Source organism: Streptomyces caelestis, from assembly GCF_001279005.1.
Lineage (GTDB): Bacteria > Actinomycetota > Actinomycetes > Streptomycetales > Streptomycetaceae > Streptomyces > Streptomyces heliomycini.
On sequence record NZ_LGCN01000085.1, the window covers coordinates 71,257 to 89,787 of the forward strand.

The following is an 18,531-nucleotide window of genomic DNA, read 5'->3' on the forward strand; positions in this document are numbered from 1 at the left end:
TTCACGCGATCAACCGCTCGAGACCACTGTAAGCGCGGGCGTCGGCACCCGCACACGACGAAGGGCCCCACGAGGGGGCCCTTCGGAAAAACAGTCGCCGTCCGGGTGAAGCGGTCAGGCGAGGAGAGCGGCCGGCGGCGCGGTGGGCCACCTCATGCGGATCGATCCGCCGTGCTCCCCCGCGCTGACCTCGACGTCGTCCACGAGTCCGCTGATGACCGCGAGGCCCATCTCGTCCTCCTCGGTCTCCGCCGCGTCACCCGGCACCTCACCGGGCGCCCGCTCACCGGGAACCGCATGGGGCGCCTCGTCGCCGACCTCGATGGAGAACTGCTTCTCCTCCTCGATCAGCAGCACCTTCACGGGTGCCGAGATTCCGACGTTCCGGTGCAGTCCCACGGCACGGCTGCAGGCCTCGCCGACGGCGAGTCTGACCTCGTCGAGGACGGCCTCGTCCACTCCGGCCCTGCGCGCCACCGCCGCCGCCACGAGCCGGGCGGTCCTGACGTGCTCGGGCAGCGCGCTGAAGCGGAGTTCGACGGTGGCCATGCATCCCCCTCGCGACTACGGGCGTGCTGTGGAGAGGCCGGGCCGTCACGAGCCCGGTCTCTCCTCTTGATTCTCTTCCGGCTCCCGGGCACGCGGCCCGGGAGCGGGGTGGTCAGTCGGTGGCCGCCACCGCTTCCTCCACCGAGGTGTGGATCGGGAACACCTTGGTGAGGCCGGTGATGCGGAAGATCTTGAGAATACGCTCCTGGTTGCACACCAGGCGCAGTGAGCCCTCATGGGCACGGACGCGCTTCAAGCCGCCGACCAGCACGCCGAGTCCGGTGGAGTCGAGGAAGTCCACGCCTTCCATGTCGACGACAAGGTGGAAACTGCCGTCGTTCACCAGCTCGACCAACTGCTCGCGCAGCTTGGGCGCGGTATATACGTCGATTTCGCCACCGACCCTGACGATCGTGCGATCGCCCATGGTCTCGGTCGACAGGGACAGGTCCACGGATCCTCCAGCACCTAGCTATCGAGCGGTCGCCCTTGGGGCATCTCGGCTCAGCCCCCGGGACGGTTCGCCAGCCGCGATGGCATTCAATCACTTACCGGCAGGCGTGCACGACGCCTTGGCCCCATTGTCCGTCACGCCAGTGACACACTCGGTGCCGATGGCCAAGAATCACCGATCCGATCGACCCCCGACGGACCACCCGTCCGGGCCCGCCCCGGGCGCGGTCCTGGACCGGCTCGCGTCCGGACCGAGCCGGGCTTCGCGCATCACTCATACGGAGCACTTGCCCCCGCGCGAGGGTCGCCATGCCGTTTGGCCGGACCGGATCCGTCCGGAGGTCCTCGCCGCCGTGCGGGCCGCGGGCATCGAACACCCCTGGTCCCACCAGGCACGCGCCGCCGAGCACGCCCTGGACGGCGAGTCCGTCGTGGTCGCCACCGGCACCGCGTCCGGCAAGTCCCTGGCGTACCTCGTGCCCGTCCTGTCCGCGCTGCTGGACGGCGCACAGGCCCCGAACGGCCGCGGCGCGACCGCCCTGTACCTCGCGCCCACGAAAGCCCTCGCGGCGGACCAGTGCCGATCCGTGAAGGAACTTTCACAACCACTGGGCCATTCGGTGCGCGCGGCCGTCCACGACGGCGACACGCCGTTCGAGGAACGCGAGTGGATCCGCCAGTACGCCAACTACGTGCTGACCAACCCGGACATGCTGCACCGGGGCATCCTGCCGTCCCACCCCCGCTGGTCCTCCTTCCTGAAGTCGCTGAAGTACGTCGTCGTCGACGAGTGCCACACCTACCGGGGCGTCTTCGGCTCGCACGTCGCCCAGGTGCTGCGCCGGCTGCGCCGCCTGTGCGCCCGTTACGGCGCCTCGCCCGTGTTCCTGCTGGCCTCCGCGACCGCCGCCGAGCCCGCGGTCGCCGCCCGTCGCCTCACCGGCCTGCCGGTCGTGGAGGTGGCCGACGACGCCTCACCACGCGGTGAACTGGTGTTCGCCCTCTGGGAGCCGCCGCTGACCCAGCTGCACGGCGAGAAGGGCGCACCGGTCCGCCGTACGGCCACCGCCGAGGCCGCCGACCTGCTGACCGACCTCACCGTGCAGGGCGTCCGCTCGGTCACCTTCGTACGCTCCCGGCGCGGCGCCGAACTCATCTCCGTGATCGCCCAGGAACGCCTCGCCGAGGTCGACCGCTCGCTGGCCGGGCGGGTGGCGGCGTACCGGGGCGGCTACCTCCCCGAGGAGCGCCGCGCCCTGGAACGCGCCCTGCACTCCGGCGAACTGCTCGGCCTCGCCGCGACAAACGCCCTCGAACTCGGCGTGGACGTCTCCGGCCTGGACGCCGTGGTGATCGCCGGCTACCCGGGCACCCGGGCCTCCCTGTGGCAGCAGGCCGGGCGCGCGGGGCGGTCCGGGCAGGGCGCCCTCGCCGTCCTGGTCGCCCGTGACGACCCCCTGGACACCTTCCTCGTCCACCATCCCGAGGCCCTCTTCGACCGGCCCGTGGAGTCCACCGTCCTCGACCCCGACAACCCCTACGTGCTCGCCCCGCACCTGTGCGCGGCGGCCGAGGAACTACCGCTGACCGAGGAGGACCTGGCCTTGTTCGGCCCTGCCGCCGAGGACCTGCTCCCGCAGCTGGAGGCCGCGAAGCTGCTGCGCCGGCGGACCAGGGCCTGGCACTGGACCCGTCGCGAGCGGGCCGCCGACCTGACCGACATCCGGGGGCAGGGCGGCCGGCCGGTCCAGGTCGTCGAGGCCGGTACGGGCAGGCTGCTGGGGACGGTCGACGCGGGCGCGGCACACACGAGCGTCCACGAGGGCGCGGTGCACCTGCACCAGGGCCTGACGTATCTCGTCCGCTCGCTCGACCTGGAGGACTCCGTCGCCCTGGTCGAGCGGGCGACCCCGACGTACACCACGGTGGCCCGGGACACGACGTCGATCTCCGTGCTGGAGACGGACACCGAGGTCCCGTGGGGCGACGGCCGCCTCTGTTACGGCTCCGTCGAGGTCACCAACCAAGTGGTCTCCTTCCTGCGCCGGCGGATCGTCACCGGCGAGGTGCTGGGCGAGACGAAGCTCGACCTCCCTCCTCGTACGCTGCGCACCCGCGCGGTGTGGTGGACGGTCACCGAGGACCAGCTGGACCGGGCCGGGATCGTCCCGGAGATCCTCGGCGGTGCGCTGCACGCCGCCGAGCACGCCTCGATCGGCATGCTGCCGCTCTTCGCGACCTGCGACCGCTGGGACATCGGCGGTGTCTCGATCCCGCTGCACCCCGACACGCTGCTGCCCACGGTCTTCGTCTACGACGGCCACCCGGGCGGCGCGGGCTTCGCGGAACGCGCCTTCCACACCGCCCGCGCCTGGCTCACCGCCACCCGTCAGGCCATCGCCTCCTGCGAGTGCGACGCCGGCTGTCCCTCCTGCATCCAGTCCCCCAAGTGCGGCAACGGCAACGACCCTCTGCACAAACGGGGCGCGGTACGACTCCTCACGGTGCTGTTGGAGGGCGCGCCGGCGGAGAAGCCGGAGGACGCGGGGGGCGCTGCCGGGGCACAGCGGGGGCCGGCGCCCGGGGCGGAGGTTCCGCCGGGCCCGCCCGGGCCCTGATCTCCGCCGTGAACGGCCCCCGGCCCGAAGCCACCGACACGTCCGACACCTCGCCGGTGATCACGCACCGTACGAGCCGCGCGCCCTGCGCCCGGGCCACCCGGTCCGCCCGGTCGCAGGCCGCCGTACCGCCCTCCGTCCAGTGGTCCGCCGCCGCGAGCGCCGCCAGGTCCGCGCCGCCGGCCGCCCGGTGCCGGACCACGACGGCGTGCCCCAGGGCGAGGACGACGCCGAACACCACACACAGCACGGCGATCGCACCGACGCTCCAGACGGTCGCCGACCCCCGGTCGGAGCGCCGCGCGCGCCGCCACCCGTCCGTCGGCCCCCGCACCCGGAACCGGGCCCTCACGTCGCCGCCCCCGCCGTCTCCTCCGCCGCGGCGACGGCCTCCTCCCGCAGGTCGAAGGGCAGTCCGCGCAGGACCGGGAGCCTGGCCTCGACGACCACCCGGACCTGCTCGGCCTCCCGGCTCACCGTGACTCTCGCGCCGGGCGGCGCCGCCGCGCGGGTCACCTCGAGGACGGCGTCAGGGGGATCCTGCCGAGCCGCCGCGCGGGCGCCCGCGCGCGCCGCGTCCACGCACCGGATCTGCGCCGCCACCACCAGCAGGCCCCAGACCAGCGCCATCGCGAACATCACCAGCACGGGCAGCACCATGGCCGACTCCGCCGTCACGAACCCGCGGTCCGCACGCCGCTCACATCCGGCCATCGAGCGCCTGCTGCACGATGTTCCGCAGCGCCGCGCCGACCGGTCCGCTGGTGACCACCTTGTAGAGCACGACGGAGAACGCCACCGCCGCCACGATGCCCATCGCGTACTCCGAAGTCACCATCCCGGCGTCCCTCCGTGCCGTACGCACCTTGCACACCAGGGCACGCAGTCGTGCCCGTACCGCCTGATACATCTCGACCTCCATAAGAAGAAACCGCATTGACCTCATGGTTCGTGTCGCTTCCGTCAGTCGTCTCCCGTCAGGCGCCGCCTCCTCCCAGCACCCCGCCCGCGAGCCCGATCACCACGGGCAGCACGCCGACCGCGATGAACGCGGGCAGGAAACACAGCCCCACCGGCGCACTGACCATGACGGCCGCCCGCCGGGCCCGTGCCGTCGCCGCGCGGGCCCATTCCGCACGGGCCTCGGCGGCGAGCCGGGCAGCGGGACCGGCCAGGGGCAGTCCGGAGACATCGGCCCGTTCCAGCAGCCGGGCCAGAGGCCCGGCGCCCGGTACCGACGCCAGCCGGCGCCACGCCGCGGCCGGTTCACCGCCGAGCCGCACCTCCGCCGCGCCCCGCGCCAGCGCCTCCCCGACCGGCCCGCCCAAGGTCTCTCCGACGGCCTGCGCGGCGGCTACCGGGCCCGCGCCCGCCGCGATGCACGCGGCCAGCAGATCCGCGGCGAGCGGCAGTTGACGTTCCGCCCCGGCGGTTTTGGGCTCCCGCGTCTGCGGAGCGGCCGCCGTCCGCCGCAGACGCCACCACCACAGTCCGGCCGCCACGGCCGCCCCCGTCACCGCTCCGGCAGGACCGCCCACCAGCACCCACCCGGCACCCGCCACGCCCGCGTACGGCAGCCGGCTCCGCGCGGCGCGCAGCAGCGTGAGGTGGGGGACGGCCGCCGTCCGTTCCAGGGCCAGCGCCTCGGCCAGCCGCCGCCGCACTCTCCGTCCTCGCCGCGCACGGCTCCACCACCCCGCCGGCCAGACGAGCGCGGACACCGCCCCCACCACTGCCCCCAGCCCCTGGACGAGGTCTCCGCTCATGCCGCCGCCTCCTCGGCGCCCCGCACGATCCGCAGTGCCCACCACAGCCCCAGGCCCTCCAGCACTCCGCCGGCCGCCAGACAGACCAGTCCCGACGATGTGTGCAGCAGGATGTGCAGCGGGTCGGCGCCGAGCGCCGCACCGAGCGCCAGGCCCACGACCGGCAGCCCGGCGAGCAGCACCGCCGTCGCGCGGGCGCCGGCCAACTGGGCGCGCAGGTCGGCCCGCTGGTCCCGTTCGGCGCGCAGCGCCGCTTCCAGCCGGTCGAGCCCGGCGGCGAGCCCGGCTCCCTGGTCCACCGCCACCCGCCAGCACGCGGCGAGTCCCCTCAGCCCTTCGGCGCCCGGCTGCCGTGCCGCCTCCGCGAGCGCCTCCGGGACGTCCCCGCCGAAGCGCGCCGCCGCCAGCACCGTCGCCTGCATGTCGCCGAGCCCGCCCGAGTCCCGCGCGGCCGGCAGCAGCGCCTCTCCCGGCTGCCGCCCGGCGCGCACCTCCCCGGCGAGCGCCCCGCACAACACGATCACCGCGTCGCCGCGGCCCTCCCGTGCGCGACGTCGCCCGGCGGCCCGCCGCACCCGCCGCAGCAAGGGCACCCCGGCCGCCCCCGCGACGACCGGCAGCGGCGACGCACCCAGCACCGCCAGCACCAGCCCCGCGGCAAGCGACCACCACTCGGCCCGCAACCGTCCGCACGTCCGTCCCCACGCCCGGGCCACCCGGGGCCACCCCGGCGGCCCGCCGCCCACCGTCTCTCCGCCGGCCAGCAGCAGTCGCGCCCGCCCGGCCCCGGCACGCCCGCCGCCCAGCAGCCAGGCCGCGGTCCCCAGGCACGCCACGGCCGCGCCCGTCGACACCTCGGTCGTCCCGTTCATCCCCCGACCCCCTCGCCCGGTCCGCCGGTGTTCGCGTTCCGGAGCAGCTCCCGCAGGCGCTGCCATCCCCGCTCCCGGGTGAAGGCCTGCGGGCCCCAGCGCAGCGCCGGCACCGTCCGCACCAGCCCCGTCGGGTCCCGCTCCAGCACGTGCACCTCCGCGATCCGCCGCCGCCCGCTCCGGTCACGCACGAGGTGCAGCACCACCGAGAGAGCTGCCGACACCTGGCTGTGCAGGGCGAACCGGTCGAGTCCGGCGGCCGTACCGAGCGCCTCCAGCCGGGCCGGCACGTCGGTGGCGGCATTGGCATGGACCGTTCCCGAACCGTCGTGGCCCGTGTTGAGGGCGGCCAGCAGATGGACCACCTCCGGGCCGCGCACCTCACCGACGACCAGCCGGTCCGGCCGCATCCGCAGCGCCTGCCGCACCAGGTCCTCGAGGGTGACGAGGCCCGCGCCCTCCTGGTTGGCGGGTCTGGTCTCCAGGCGCACGACGTGCGGATGATCGGGCCGCAGTTCCGCGGAGTCCTCGGCCAGGACGATGCGCTCGTCCGGCCCGGCCAGCCCCAGCAGCGCGCTCAGCAAGGTCGTCTTGCCACTGCCGGTGCCCCCGCTGACGAGGAACGACAGCCGCGCGGCCAGCAGCGCCCGCAGCACGCGGTCCCCGCCCGGCGGGACCGTCCCGGCCGCCACGAGCTCGTCGAGGGTGAAGGCGCGCGGTCGTACGACCCGTAGCGACAGACAGGTGCAGCCGACGGCCACCGGGGGCAGCACCGCGTGCAGTCTGGTCCCGTCGGGCAGCCGCGCGTCGACCCAGGGCCGGGCGTCGTCCAGGCGCCGGCCGGCCACGGCGGCGAGCCGCTGGGCGAGGCGCCGGACGGCCGTCTCGTCGGGGAAGGCCACCTCGGTCAGCTCCAGCCCGCCGCCCCGGTCCACCCAGACCCGGTCCGGCGCCGACACCAGCACGTCGGTCACCGAGGGTTCGGACAGGAGCCGCTCCAGTGGTCCGCTGCCGACCAGCTCGGACCGCAGTTGCTCGGCCGCCCCGAGTACTTCGGCGTCGCCGAGCACCCGCCCCTGGTCCCGCAGCGCCTGCGCGACCCGCGCGGGCGTCGGCTCGGCCCCGCTCTCGGCCAGCCACCGCCGGACCCCGTCGAGCAGACCGGGAGGCATGACCGCCGCACTCGTCGCCTGCCTCCTCATGCCGCCCTCGCCTCCACCAGCACCCGCTCCCAGAACTCCCTGCAGAAGCGGGCCAGCGGTCCCCGGCCCGAGGCCCCGGGCGGCCGGCCCACCTCGTACGGGCGTCGCAGGGCGGGTTCGCCGGGCACGTCCCCGGCGAGGGGCAGCCCGAGCAACCGGGCCACCTCACGGTCGTCCAGTCCCGGCGCGTACGGCCCGCGCACCGCCACCCGCAGATCACGCAGGACCATGCCCACGGCGGAGGCGACGCGGCCCGCCGCCGCGACGGCACGCAGCTCCGCGGGGACCACGAGGAGCCCGAGGTCGAGCTGGGCGAGTACCTCGGCGACCCCGTCGTCGACGCGGCGCGGCAGGTCGACCACGACGACGCCGCCCCCGCGCCGCGCCGCGGCGAGCACCGCGCGTACGGCCCTGGGCGGTACGGCGAGACAGTCGCCGCGGTCCCAGCTGAGTACGCGCAGCGAGTGCAGCTCCGGCAGTGACTCCTCCAGGGCGCCGCCGCCGACCCGGCCGTGTGAGGCGGCGAACGCCGGCCAGCGCAGCCCTTTGGCCGTCTCGCCCCCGAGGGCCACGTCGAGTCCGCCGCCCAGCGGATCGGCGTCCACCAGGAGGGTGCGCAGTCCCTCACGCGCGGAGGCGACGGCGAGCGCGCACGCGAGCGTGGACGCTCCGGCACCGCCCCGGCCGCCGATGACGCCGACCGTCAGGGCGGGCCGTCCGACGCCTTCCGCCACGTCGGCGATGCGATCGACCAGCCACTGCTCGCCGTCGGGCAGCATCAGGACGTGGTCGGCGCCGATCTCGACGGCCCGCCGCCAGACCCCGGGATCGTCCTGATCGCGGCCGACCAATACCACTCCCGGCCGGCGCGCCGCCCCTCGCACCCGTCGCGCGGCGTCGTCCCCGACCAGGACGAGCGGTGCGGTCTCCCAGCCGCCCCTCGGCTCCGGCACCGTGTGATGGACCTCCGGCGTGGCGCCGGCCGCCGCGCACAGGCGCAGCAGGTCGTCGAGGAGCCCGGCGTCCTCGGTGACGATCAACGGTGCGCCCGGCCGGCCTCCTCCGGTGACCGGCGGCGGATCGTGGGTGATGGTTCCGGACATGTTCGTCCCCTTTGCCGCATCTTTCGCGCAGCCCCTGCGGCCCCGCGATTCCCAGACGTGTGAAGAGCCGACAAGCGGCCTCCCTTTGCGCGGCCGACGGAAACCGGCCACAGGCGACCCGGCAAACGGAACCGGATGTGAACTCACGGCGAGCGGGACGCGCTGGAATCACGATGCGGCGATGCGGAAAACCATGTGGATCTTGGTCAATAACTGTGGACGAGGTGGAGGCTGTGAATATCGCGGCCACTCATACCGGTGACTCCCGCACACCCCCTGTGCGGCTCCCGCAGAGCAGTCCGACAGCTACCATGAGTAACATCTCATGCGCATGACAAACAAGAATGCGCCCGACGCCGGTGAGGTGCGCCCACCACGAAGAGAAAGAGGAAAACCCACCCGGACATGCGACGACCCCCGCCGGGGGGGAGAGCGGGGGTCGTCCCCACGGCCGACTCGGGGGGGGAGGAGTCGGACCGGGTTAGACACGGTCGCGAACGATCCGTGACTTCCATGGTGTACCCGAGAGCCCTCTCAGGCAAACCCACACGCCCCACCTTACGCCGAATGGGCTGCGCCTATGCTCAGGGACGTGGAAAACCACTCGATGCCCCGCACAGCCGCCTTCTTTGACCTGGACAAGACGGTCATTGCGAAGTCGAGCGCGCTCACGTTCAGCAAGTCGTTCTATCAAGGCGGCCTGATCAACCGCAGGGCCGTCCTGCGCACCGCGTACTCCCAGTTCGTGTTCCTGGCCGGCGGCGCCGATCACGACCAGATGGAGCGGATGCGCACGTACCTGTCCGCGCTGTGCCGCGGCTGGAACGTCCAGCAGGTCAGGGAGATCGTCGCCGAGACGCTGCACGACCTGATCGATCCGATCATCTACGACGAGGCCGCCACCCTCATCGAGCAGCACCACACCGTGGGACGCGACGTCGTGATCGTGTCCACGTCGGGTGCCGAGGTGGTCGAGCCGATCGGCGAACTGCTCGGCGCGGACCGAGTGGTGGCCACCCGTATGGTCGTCGGCGACGACGGGTGCTTCACCGGCGAGGTGGAGTACTACGCGTACGGCCCGACCAAGGCCGAGGCGGTCAGGGAGCTGGCCGAGTCGGAGGGCTACGACCTGGCCCGTTGCTACGCCTACAGCGACTCGGTGACCGATGTGCCGATGCTGGAGTCCGTGGGCCACCCGCACGCCGTGAACCCGGACCGCGCACTGCGCCGGGAGGCCCTCGCGCGGGAGTGGCCGATCCTCGACTTCCACCGGCCGGTACGGCTCAAGCAGCGCTTCCCCGCGTTCTCCGTACCGCCGCGCCCCGCCCTGGTCGCGGCGGCCGCCATAGGCGCCGCGGCGGCCACCGCGGGCCTCGTCTGGTACGCGAGCCGGCGCCGCACGACGGCGGCCTGACCGCCCCCCGCGCGAGCCGCTCGCCCGTCGGCGGCCGCGCCCCCGTCGACGCCCGTTCGACACGCCTTCGAGCACGGAAGCAAAGAAACGGTGCGAGGACTTCCTCTTGCTCCGAACCCGGAGTACAAAGGACTTAACGGCCCGCGAGACCAAGGGCATCCGCGAGGATCACCTTCATCAACGCATGAGTGGCCCCACGGACCGAGCATGAACACCGGGAACCCACGCGACGTCGACCCGTCGATTACGGGCCAGCCGCACCAGGTGACGGGCGAAGTCCCCGACCTGATGGGCACATATCGAGGACGCTTGGTAACGCGGTGGACGTGCCAGCGGCGGTACGAGTACTCGTACCGCCGCATTCACGCCCGGTTCCCGTCCGGCCCCTTTTACGCGGCCCCGCGCTGGAGCGCCTCGCACACGGCCGTCGATTCGCGCGCGCCCAGCTCGACCGCGCGCCCGCAGTGGGCGATCCAGGCCGCCACACCCTCGGGAGTACCGGAGACGTAACCCTCCAGCGCCTTCAGATAGGCCTCCCGGCCCAGATCGGCGTGGCCGACCTCGGCCGGACAGACCGACTTGGGGTCTAGACCGCTGCCGACCAGGACGATGCGTTCGGCCGTACGCGCGACCAGACCGTTGTGGGAGGTGAAGGGACGCAGTGCGAGGAGTTCGCCGTGCACGACGGCGGCCGTCACCAGCGCCGGGGCGGAACCGCCCGCGATGATCAGCTCGGACAGCCCGTCCAGCCGGCCGTGCGCCTCCGCCGCACTCGGCGGATGACCGGCTCGCCCTCCTGGCGGGGCCGTCCGACCCGCTCGGCCTTGTCGGCCGCCGCGACCAGGTGCAGCCGGGCCAGGACCCGCAGCGGCGACTGTCGCCAGACGGACAGCAACTGCCCCGCCTCGGCGGTCAGCCGCAGCGCCGCGCCCATCGTGCGGGCGCCGTCGTCGCCGCTGAAGTCACTGCGCCGCCGCACCTCCTCGAGGGCCCAGTCCGCACCCGACAGCGCCGCCGAGCCACGGGCGCCGCGCAGCGCCGCTTCGGAGGTGATCTCGTTGCTGCGCCGCCGCATGACCCGGTGTCCGTAGACCCGGTCCACGGCCTTGCGCACGGACTCCACGGAGTCGGCCACCCCGGGCAGGGAGCCCAGGGCGGCGAGCGGGTCGGCGGTCGCGCCTGTCGTACTCATGAGTACGACACTACGCACCCCCGGCACCCACCCCACGAAGGAGTGGTCTTCTTCACGTCCGACTGCCACATGCAGCGATCACTCCATTACGCTTGGTGAACATGAAAATTGCTTTCGTGGGAAAGGGCGGCAGCGGAAAGACGACCCTGTCCTCCTTGTTCATCCGTCATCTCGCGGCCGCCGGAGCCCCGGTCGTCGCGGTGGACGCCGACATCAACCAGCACCTCGGGGCCGCGCTGGGCCTGGACGAGGCGGAGGCCGCCGTGCTGCCCGCGATGGGCGAGCACCTGCCGCTGATCAAGGACTATCTGCGCGGCACCAATCCGCGCATCGCGTCCGCCGAGGTGATGATCAAGACCACTCCACCCGGTGAGGGCTCCCGGCTGCTGCGGGTGCGCGAGGACAATCCGGTCTACGACGCCTGCGCGCGTCCGGTGGAACTCGACGGCGGGACCGTCCGCTTGATGGTCACGGGCCCCTTCACCGACGCCGACCTGGGGGTCGCCTGCTACCACTCCAAGACCGGGGCGGTGGAGCTGTGCCTGAACCACCTGGTGGACGGCCCCGGCGAATACGTCGTGGTCGACATGACGGCCGGCTCGGACTCCTTCGCCTCCGGCATGTTCACCCGCTTCGACATCACGTTCCTGGTGGCCGAGCCGACCCGGAAGGGGGTCTCCGTCTATCGCCAGTACAAGGAGTACGCCCGCGACTTCGGCGTCACCCTGAAGGTCGTCGGCAACAAGGTGCAGGGCCCGGACGACCTCGACTTCCTCCGCGCGGAGGTCGGGGAGGACCTGCTGGTGACGGTGGGGCACTCGGACTGGGTCCGCGCCATGGAGAAGGGCCGGCCGCCCCGGTTCGACCTCCTGGAGGAACCCAACCGGCACGCGCTGCGCCAGCTGCGCTCGGCCGCCGACGCGACGTACGCGTCGCGCGACCATGAGCGTTACACCCGCCAGATGGCGCACTTCCATCTGAAGAACGCCCGGTCGTGGGGCGACGAGCGCACCGGGACCGACCTGGCGGCCCAGATCGACCCCGGTTTCGTGCTCGGCGAGAACGTCACGGCGTCCGCCTGACGCTCATCCCTTCCCGGCCGGGGCCCCGGGCGCCCCCTTGGGGGCCGGCGCGGAACCACCGGCCAGGAAGGCCTCCCAGCCCTTCTTCGGAGCCTCGCCGACGCCCAGCGTGCGCAGTTTCGCCAGGGTCTCCGGGTCCTGGGCGTCCAGCCAGTCCACCAGCTGCCGGAACGAGACGCAGCGCACCTCGGACTTGGTGCACACCTCCTCGATGACCTCCTCGACGGCCCGCATGTAGGTGCCGCCGTTCCAGGACTCGAAGTGGTTGCCGATGATCAGGGGCGCCCTGTTGCCCTCGTAGGCCCGCTCGAAGCCCTGGAGGAGGCCGTCCCGCATCTGGTCGCCCCACATCCCGTGCTTGGCGGGGTCGCCCTGGGTGGTGGTGCCCGACTGGTTGACCATGAAGTTGTAGTCCATGGTGAGCTGCTCGAAGGAGTGCCCGGGGAAGGGCACGAGTTGCATCGACAGGTCCCACAGACCCTGCTTCTTCTTCGGCCACACCTGGTTGTCGACCCCGCTGGTGTCGTAACGGAAACCCAGGTCGCGGGCGGCCTTCATGAAGTTCTCCCGCCCTTCCAGGCAGGGGGTGCGGGCGCCGATCAGCTCCTTGTCGTAGTCGAAGGGCAGCGGGGCCGAGTCCTTCATGCCGGTGTGGGTCTTCCAGGTCTTCACGAAGTGCTTGGCCTGGGCGATCTCGTCCTTCCAGTCCGCCACCGACCATTCGCCGACGCCACCGCCGCTGCCGCAGAAGTGCCCGTTGAAGTGGGTGCCGATCTCGTTGCCCTCGAGCCAGGCGAGGCGCAGCTGCTTCACGGTGTCGGCGATGCCCTCCCGGTCGTTGAAACCGATGTCGGAGCGACCCGGGGAGTGCTGCGGCGGGCGGTACAGATCGCGTTTCCCCTCCGGCAGCAGGTACACGCCGCTCAGGAAGTACGTCATGGTCGCGTTGTTCTCCTTGGCGACCTTGCGGAAGTGCGAGAAGAGCTTCTGGCTGTCCTCACCCGCGCCGTCCCAGGAGAAGACCACGAACTGCGGGGGCTTCTCGCCGCGCTTCAGCCGCTCGGGCCGGGGCAGGTGCGGCTGTGCCCCGGTGTACGCGGTGGAGCCGTCGCCGATCAGCCGGACGACGTTCTTCGGCGCCGGGGCCGGCTTGGCCTTCTCCTGGTCACGCGCCCGCTCGCCGGTGCCGTCGGCGCCGCTCCCGCAGCCGGCGAGCGAGGCGGCGCAGAGCGCGGCGATCACGGTGCCCGTGGCGATTCTGTGGGTGGCGGCCATCCGCCCACCTTCTTCCTTCTCTCGGGCCGAGCTCGATGAGGGCTTTGCGTGGTGCTGTGCCGGTCCACGCCGACAGCGCCGTCAAAGTCGCATGGAACGAAGAAGGAATTAATACGACAAGCCGATGAAATAGCTACATCACTCCCTGGAGTGACTTATTCACCCATTCACCCGGAAAGTCTATGCCATCCCTTTACTCTCGATTACGATCCGTTTACGGATTGTTGATAGGTGAGAGAGGGGAAACCATGTCAGCCTGCGTTCCCGCCCGCGCCGTCGACTCGGATCGGACCGAACGGGCCCACCCTCCCCACAGCCCGCCGGCGCGCCCCCCGCGTCCGCGTCTCGCGGGAGCCGATCTGTCGGCCTCGATCGCGGTCTTCCTGATCGCCCTTCCGCTGTCCCTCGGCATCGCCCTCGCCACCGGCGCGCCGCTCCAGGCCGGCCTGGTCGCCGCCGCCGTGGGCGGAATCGTCGTCGGGCGGATCGGCGGCTCCCCGCTCCAGGTGAGCGGTCCCGCGGCCGGACTCACCGTCGTCACCGCCGACCTCATCCAGCAGTACGGCTGGCGGACGACCTGTGCCATCACCGTCCTCGCCGGAATCGCCCAGCTCGGCCTCGGCTGTCTGCGCGTGGCGCGCGGCGCGCTCGCCGTGAGCCCCGCGATCGTGCACGGGATGCTCGCCGGCATCGGGGTCACCATCGCCGTCGCCCAGCTGCACATCGTCCTCGGCGGCACCCCGCAGAGTTCCGTCCCCGACAATCTCCTCGCCCTTCCGGCCCAGCTGGCGAACCTGCATCCCGCGGCCCTGTCGGTGAGCCTGCTGACCCTGGCCCTGCTGCTGCTCTGGCCCCGGCTCCCGGGCCGCGCCGGACGCGTTCTCCGTATGGTTCCGGCAGCGCTCGTCGCCGTCGCCGGAGCCACCGCGGTCGCCTCCGCGGCCGGCCTCGTCCTGCCCAAGGTGGATCTGCCGTCCTGGCGCAACCACGCCCTGGCCGGGCTGCCCGAGGGGCCCGTGCTCGGCCTCGCCGCCGCCGTGCTCACCACGACGCTGGTGTGCAGCGTGCAGTCGCTGCTCGGCGCCGTGGCCGTGGACAAGCTGGTGTCCGGCCGTCCCGGTCCCGGCCATGTCGGGCGCTCCGATCTGGACCGTGAACTGCTCGGTCAGGGCACGGCCAACATCGTCTCCGGCTCGCTCGGCGGACTCCCGGTGGCCGGAGTGGCGGTCCGCAGTTCCGCGAACGTCAAAGCGGGCGCCGTGAGCCGGAACTCCACGATGCTGCACGGCGTTCTCGTAGTGATCGCCGCGCTGCTTATGGTTCCGCTCCTGGAGCTCATCCCGCTCGCCTCGCTCGCCGCCCTGGTGATGGCCGTCGGCATCCAGATGGTGTCCCTGCACCACATCCGCACGGTGACCCGCCACCGCGAAGTCCTGGTCTACGCCGCGACCACCCTCGGCGTCGTGTCCCTCGGCGTCCTGGAGGGCGTGGCGCTGGGCATCGCCGTCGCCGTCGGGGTGGCACTGCACCGGCTCACCCGCACCCGGATCACGCACGCGGAGCAGGAAGGAGTCCATCACGTCCACGTACGAGGCCAGTTGACGTTCCTCGCGGTGCCACGGCTCAGCCGGGCCCTGCACCTCGTCCCCCAGGGCGCCGACGTGGTCGTGGAGCTGGACGGCTCCTTCATGGACCACGCGGCGTACGAGACGCTGCAGGACTGGCAGAGCACGCACACCGCCCGGGGCGGCACCGTCGAGATCACCGGCCGCCGTGCCGGGGTCCGGATCGCCGAGCCCGCGGCCCTCGTCTCCGGGCACCCGTCCGACGGGATCGAGGAGACCGACGCGTCCGACGCCGGCTGCCGCTGCCGGCCCTGGACGGCCTGGCGCAACCACCAGTGCGAACGCCCACGCCCCCTGCCGGGCGACGTCCCGCGGCCGGACGGGACCGGCGGAAGGAGGAGAGCGGACGGAACGGACGGAGCCGTCGAAGGCGAGCCGGAGCCGGCCGACACCGGCGGCCACGAACTGATCCGCGGCATCAGCGCGTTCCAGCGCCACACCGCCCCCCTGGTCCGCGGTGAGCTGGCCCGGCTGGCGCGCGAGGGGCAGCGGCCCGCACAGCTGTTCCTGACCTGTGCCGACTCCCGGGTGGTCACCTCGATGATCACGGCCAGTGGTCCGGGTGACCTGTTCGTGGTGCGCAACGTCGGCAACCTCGTGCCACCGCCCGGCACGGAGAGCGGCGACGACTCCGTGGCGGCCGCGATCGAGTACGCCGTGGAGGTGCTGGCGGTCCGGTCGATCACGGTGTGCGGGCACTCGGGGTGCGGTGCGATGCAGGCGCTGCTCGGCACCGAGCCGGACGGCGCACGCACCCCGCTGAGACGCTGGCTGCGACACGGCCGGCCGAGTCTGGAGCGCACGGGCGACGGCAGCGGGCCCCCGCCGCGGCTGGCCGGGCGGGCGCCCGCCGACGCGGTCGAGCAGCTCTGCCTGACGAACGTGGTGCAGCAGCTGGAGCATCTGCGCGCCCACGAACCGGTGGCCCGTGCCCTGAAGGACGGCGCCCTGGAGTTGCACGGCATGTATTTCCACGTGGGTGAGGCCCAGGCGTATCTCCTCACCGAACGGAAGGAGGAGAGCGTGTTCGACCGGGTGCGGTCCGCGGACCTGGCGAGGTGAGGGGACCCGTCCGGGTGTGAGAGGCGTTACACACCTTGAACCGGCTCACTCCGGGCCCCGTGGGAAGGGGTGTCGCACGTCGCACCACTCCACCCGACAGGTCTAAACCAATTTCCCGTCGGCCCTTGTCAGCGCACCCCCGGGTCTGATGAGCTGTGGCCTGGGACACAACGGACACCCTGGGAAAGGCAGATGCCGTGAGCAATGAAAGCCTGGCCAACCTTCTGAAGGAGGAGCGTCGCTTCTCGCCCCCCGCCGACCTGGCCGCGAACGCCAACGTCACGGCGGAGGCGTACGAACAGGCCAAGGCTGACAGGCTCGGCTTCTGGGCCGAGCAGGCCCGCCGGCTGACCTGGGCCACCGAGCCCACCGAGACCCTGGACTGGTCGAACCCGCCGTTCGCCAAGTGGTTCAAGGACGGCGAGCTCAACGTCGCCTACAACTGCGTGGACCGGCACGTGGAGGCCGGGCACGGCGACCGGGTCGCCATCCACTTCGAGGGCGAGCCGGGCGACAGCCGCGCCATCACCTACGCCCAGCTCAAGGACGAGGTCTCCAGGGCCGCCAACGCCCTGCTGGAACTGGGGGTCCGCGCGGGCGACCGGGTCGCCGTCTACATGCCGATGATCCCCGAGACCGCGGTCGCGATGCTGGCCTGCGCCCGCATCGGCGCCGCGCACTCCGTCGTCTTCGGCGGCTTCTCGGCCGACGCGCTCGCCACCCGTATCCAGGACGCCGACGCGCGTGTCGTCATCACGGCCGACGGCGGCCACCGGCGCGGCAAGCCCTCCGCGCTCAAGCCGGCCGTGGACGAGGCGGTCGCCAAGGCCGGCACCGTCGAACACGTCCTCGTCGTCCGCCGCACCGGCCAGGACGTCGCCTGGACCGAGGGCCGCGACGTGTGGTGGCACGACCTGGTGGAGCGGCAGAGCGCCGAGCACACCCCTCAGGCGTTCGGGGCCGAGCACCCGCTGTTCATCCTCTACACCTCGGGGACGACGGGTAAGCCGAAGGGCATCCTGCACACCTCCGGCGGCTACCTGACCCAGACGGCGTACACGCACTGGTCCGTGTTCGACCTCAAGCCGGAGACCGACGTGTACTGGTGCACGGCCGACGTCGGCTGGGTCACCGGGCACTCCTACATCGTCTACGGCCCGCTCGCCAACGGCGCCACCCAGGTGATGTACGAGGGCACACCGGACACCCCGCACCAGGGCCGCTTCTGGGAGATCGTGCAGAAGTACGGCGTGACGATCCTCTACACGGCGCCCACCGCGATCCGCACGTTCATGAAGTGGGGCGACGACATCCCCGCCAAGTTCGACCTCGGCAGCCTGCGGGTGCTGGGCTCGGTGGGCGAGCCGATCAACCCCGAGGCGTGGATCTGGTACCGCAAGAACATCGGCGCGGACCGCACCCCGGTGGTGGACACCTGGTGGCAGACCGAGACCGGCGGCATCATGATCTCCCCGCTGCCGGGCGTGACCGACGCCAAGCCGGGCTCCGCCCAGACCCCGCTGCCCGGCATCGCCGCGACCGTCGTCGACGACGAGGCGAACGAGGTGCCCGACGGCGGCGGCGGCTACCTGGTCCTCACCGAGCCGTGGCCGTCGATGCTGCGCACCATCTGGGGCGACGACCAGCGGTTCATCGACACCTACTGGTCGCGCTTCGAGGGCAAGTACTTCGCCGGCGACGGCGCCAAGAAGGACGACGACGGCGACATCTGGCTGCTCGGCCGGGTCGACGACGTGATGCTGGTGTCCGGCCACAACATCTCCACCACGGAGGTCGAGTCCGCGCTCGTCTCCCACCCGTCGGTCGCCGAGGCGGCCGTGGTCGGTGCGGCGGACGAGACGACCGGGCAGGCGATCGTCGCCTTCGTGATCCTGCGCGGTACGGCGGCGGAGAGCGAGGACCTCGTCGGCGAGCTGCGCGGCCACGTGGGCGCCACCCTCGGCCCGATCGCCAAGCCCCAGCGGATCCTGCCGGTGGCCGAGCTGCCGAAGACCCGCTCCGGCAAGATCATGCGCCGTCTGCTGCGGGACGTCGCGGAGAACCGCCAGCTCGGCGACGTCACGACGCTGACGGACAGCACGGTCATGGATCTCATCCAGACCAAGCTGCCCCAGGCGCCCGGCGAGGACTGAGCGGACCGCACCTGACCGGGGCATCCCGCGCGGCCGTGCGCGGGGTGCCCCGAGGTGTTCCTGGTGCGCTTCGCGGCACGTTAGATAAACTAAGGAAAAGCTGTTTCATGGGGCGCCGGGAAGTCTGGTCGGCATGCGATTCGTGCTGCCCATCGACCAGAGGAC

At 72.4% G+C, this 18,531-nt stretch carries 15 protein-coding genes and 1 pseudogene; 5 read left to right on the plus strand and 11 right to left on the minus strand.

The window, feature by feature from the left end; genetic code table 11:
- Positions 1–114 precede the first annotated feature (114 nt).
- Together ADK41_RS08535 and bldG are read right to left on the minus strand one after the other, a co-directional pair.
- Positions 115–549: an ATP-binding protein gene (locus ADK41_RS08535; RefSeq protein WP_030827997.1), complete on the minus strand. Its 435-nt coding sequence runs from the start codon at positions 547–549 to the stop codon at positions 115–117.
- A 112-nt stretch (positions 550–661) separates the two neighbouring features.
- The gene (bldG, locus tag ADK41_RS08540; protein WP_003991900.1) at positions 662–1,003 is read right to left on the minus strand and encodes an anti-sigma factor antagonist BldG; all 342 of its coding nucleotides are present in this window, start codon (positions 1,001–1,003) and stop codon (positions 662–664) included.
- 79 nt (positions 1,004–1,082) lie between these two features.
- Here bldG and ADK41_RS08545 point away from each other — a divergent pair, with 79 nt between their 5' ends.
- Positions 1,083–3,620 carry a DEAD/DEAH box helicase gene (locus ADK41_RS08545; protein WP_234318835.1) on the plus strand — a complete coding sequence of 846 codons (2,538 nt, stop codon included), beginning with the start codon at positions 1,083–1,085 and terminating at the stop codon, positions 3,618–3,620.
- On the opposite strand, the gene ADK41_RS38935 is transcribed toward ADK41_RS08545, so the two are convergent.
- The 7 genes from ADK41_RS38935 to ssd form a co-directional block, all read right to left on the minus strand.
- Entirely contained in the window at positions 3,502–3,954 is a 453-nt protein-coding gene (locus ADK41_RS38935) for an Rv3654c family TadE-like protein (protein WP_158717681.1), read from the minus strand. The genes ADK41_RS08545 and ADK41_RS38935 overlap by 119 nt on opposite strands.
- A 14-nt stretch (positions 3,955–3,968) precedes the next feature.
- Positions 3,969–4,334: a TadE family type IV pilus minor pilin gene (locus tag ADK41_RS08550; protein ID WP_030827990.1), complete on the minus strand. Its 366-nt coding sequence runs from the start codon at positions 4,332–4,334 to the stop codon at positions 3,969–3,971.
- Positions 4,321–4,530 (minus strand): DUF4244 domain-containing protein, encoded by a 210-nt coding sequence (locus ADK41_RS08555; RefSeq protein WP_030827987.1) that lies wholly within the window; start codon positions 4,528–4,530, stop codon positions 4,321–4,323. The genes ADK41_RS08550 and ADK41_RS08555 overlap by 14 nt, the downstream gene beginning before the upstream one ends.
- Before the next feature lie 67 nt (positions 4,531–4,597).
- Positions 4,598–5,386 (minus strand): type II secretion system F family protein, encoded by a 789-nt coding sequence (locus tag ADK41_RS08560; RefSeq protein ID WP_030827984.1) that lies wholly within the window; start codon positions 5,384–5,386, stop codon positions 4,598–4,600.
- The gene (locus ADK41_RS08565; protein WP_030827981.1) at positions 5,383–6,258 is read right to left on the minus strand and encodes a type II secretion system F family protein; all 876 of its coding nucleotides are present in this window, start codon (positions 6,256–6,258) and stop codon (positions 5,383–5,385) included. Before ADK41_RS08565 ends, ADK41_RS08560 begins: the two co-directional genes overlap by 4 nt.
- The gene (locus tag ADK41_RS08570; RefSeq protein WP_030827979.1) at positions 6,255–7,460 is read right to left on the minus strand and encodes a TadA family conjugal transfer-associated ATPase; all 1,206 of its coding nucleotides are present in this window, start codon (positions 7,458–7,460) and stop codon (positions 6,255–6,257) included. Before ADK41_RS08570 ends, ADK41_RS08565 begins: the two co-directional genes overlap by 4 nt.
- Positions 7,457–8,563 carry a septum site-determining protein Ssd gene (gene ssd, locus ADK41_RS08575; protein ID WP_030827976.1) on the minus strand — a complete coding sequence of 369 codons (1,107 nt, stop codon included), beginning with the start codon at positions 8,561–8,563 and terminating at the stop codon, positions 7,457–7,459. The genes ADK41_RS08570 and ssd overlap by 4 nt, the downstream gene beginning before the upstream one ends.
- A gap of 580 nt (positions 8,564–9,143) precedes the next feature.
- Here ssd and ADK41_RS08580 point away from each other — a divergent pair.
- Positions 9,144–9,977 carry an HAD family hydrolase gene (locus ADK41_RS08580; RefSeq protein WP_030827973.1) on the plus strand — a complete coding sequence of 278 codons (834 nt, stop codon included), beginning with the start codon at positions 9,144–9,146 and terminating at the stop codon, positions 9,975–9,977.
- Positions 9,978–10,366: 389 nt separating this feature from the next.
- Here the strand turns inward: ADK41_RS08580 and ADK41_RS08585 are convergent.
- Positions 10,367–11,169: pseudogene (locus ADK41_RS08585) on the minus strand (oxidoreductase).
- 101 nt (positions 11,170–11,270) lie between these two features.
- Between ADK41_RS08585 and ADK41_RS08590 the strand changes: the two are divergent.
- Positions 11,271–12,251: an ATP-binding protein gene (locus tag ADK41_RS08590; RefSeq protein ID WP_030827970.1), complete on the plus strand. Its 981-nt coding sequence runs from the start codon at positions 11,271–11,273 to the stop codon at positions 12,249–12,251.
- Positions 12,252–12,254: 3 nt separating this feature from the next.
- On the opposite strand, the gene ADK41_RS08595 is transcribed toward ADK41_RS08590, so the two are convergent.
- The gene (locus ADK41_RS08595) at positions 12,255–13,526 is read right to left on the minus strand and encodes a polysaccharide deacetylase family protein (protein WP_030827967.1); all 1,272 of its coding nucleotides are present in this window, start codon (positions 13,524–13,526) and stop codon (positions 12,255–12,257) included.
- A 248-nt stretch (positions 13,527–13,774) separates the two neighbouring features.
- On the opposite strand from ADK41_RS08595, the gene ADK41_RS08600 reads away from it, so the two are divergent.
- Together ADK41_RS08600 and acs are read left to right on the plus strand one after the other, a co-directional pair.
- Complete coding sequence (locus ADK41_RS08600; protein WP_030827963.1) at positions 13,775–16,213, plus strand: SulP family inorganic anion transporter; 2,439 nt, start codon at positions 13,775–13,777, stop codon at positions 16,211–16,213.
- 197 nt (positions 16,214–16,410) lie between these two features.
- Positions 16,411–18,366, plus strand: a complete 1,956-nt coding sequence (gene acs, locus ADK41_RS08605) for an acetate--CoA ligase (RefSeq protein WP_030827960.1) — start codon at positions 16,411–16,413, stop codon at positions 18,364–18,366.
- The last annotated feature ends 165 nt before the right edge of the window (positions 18,367–18,531 follow it).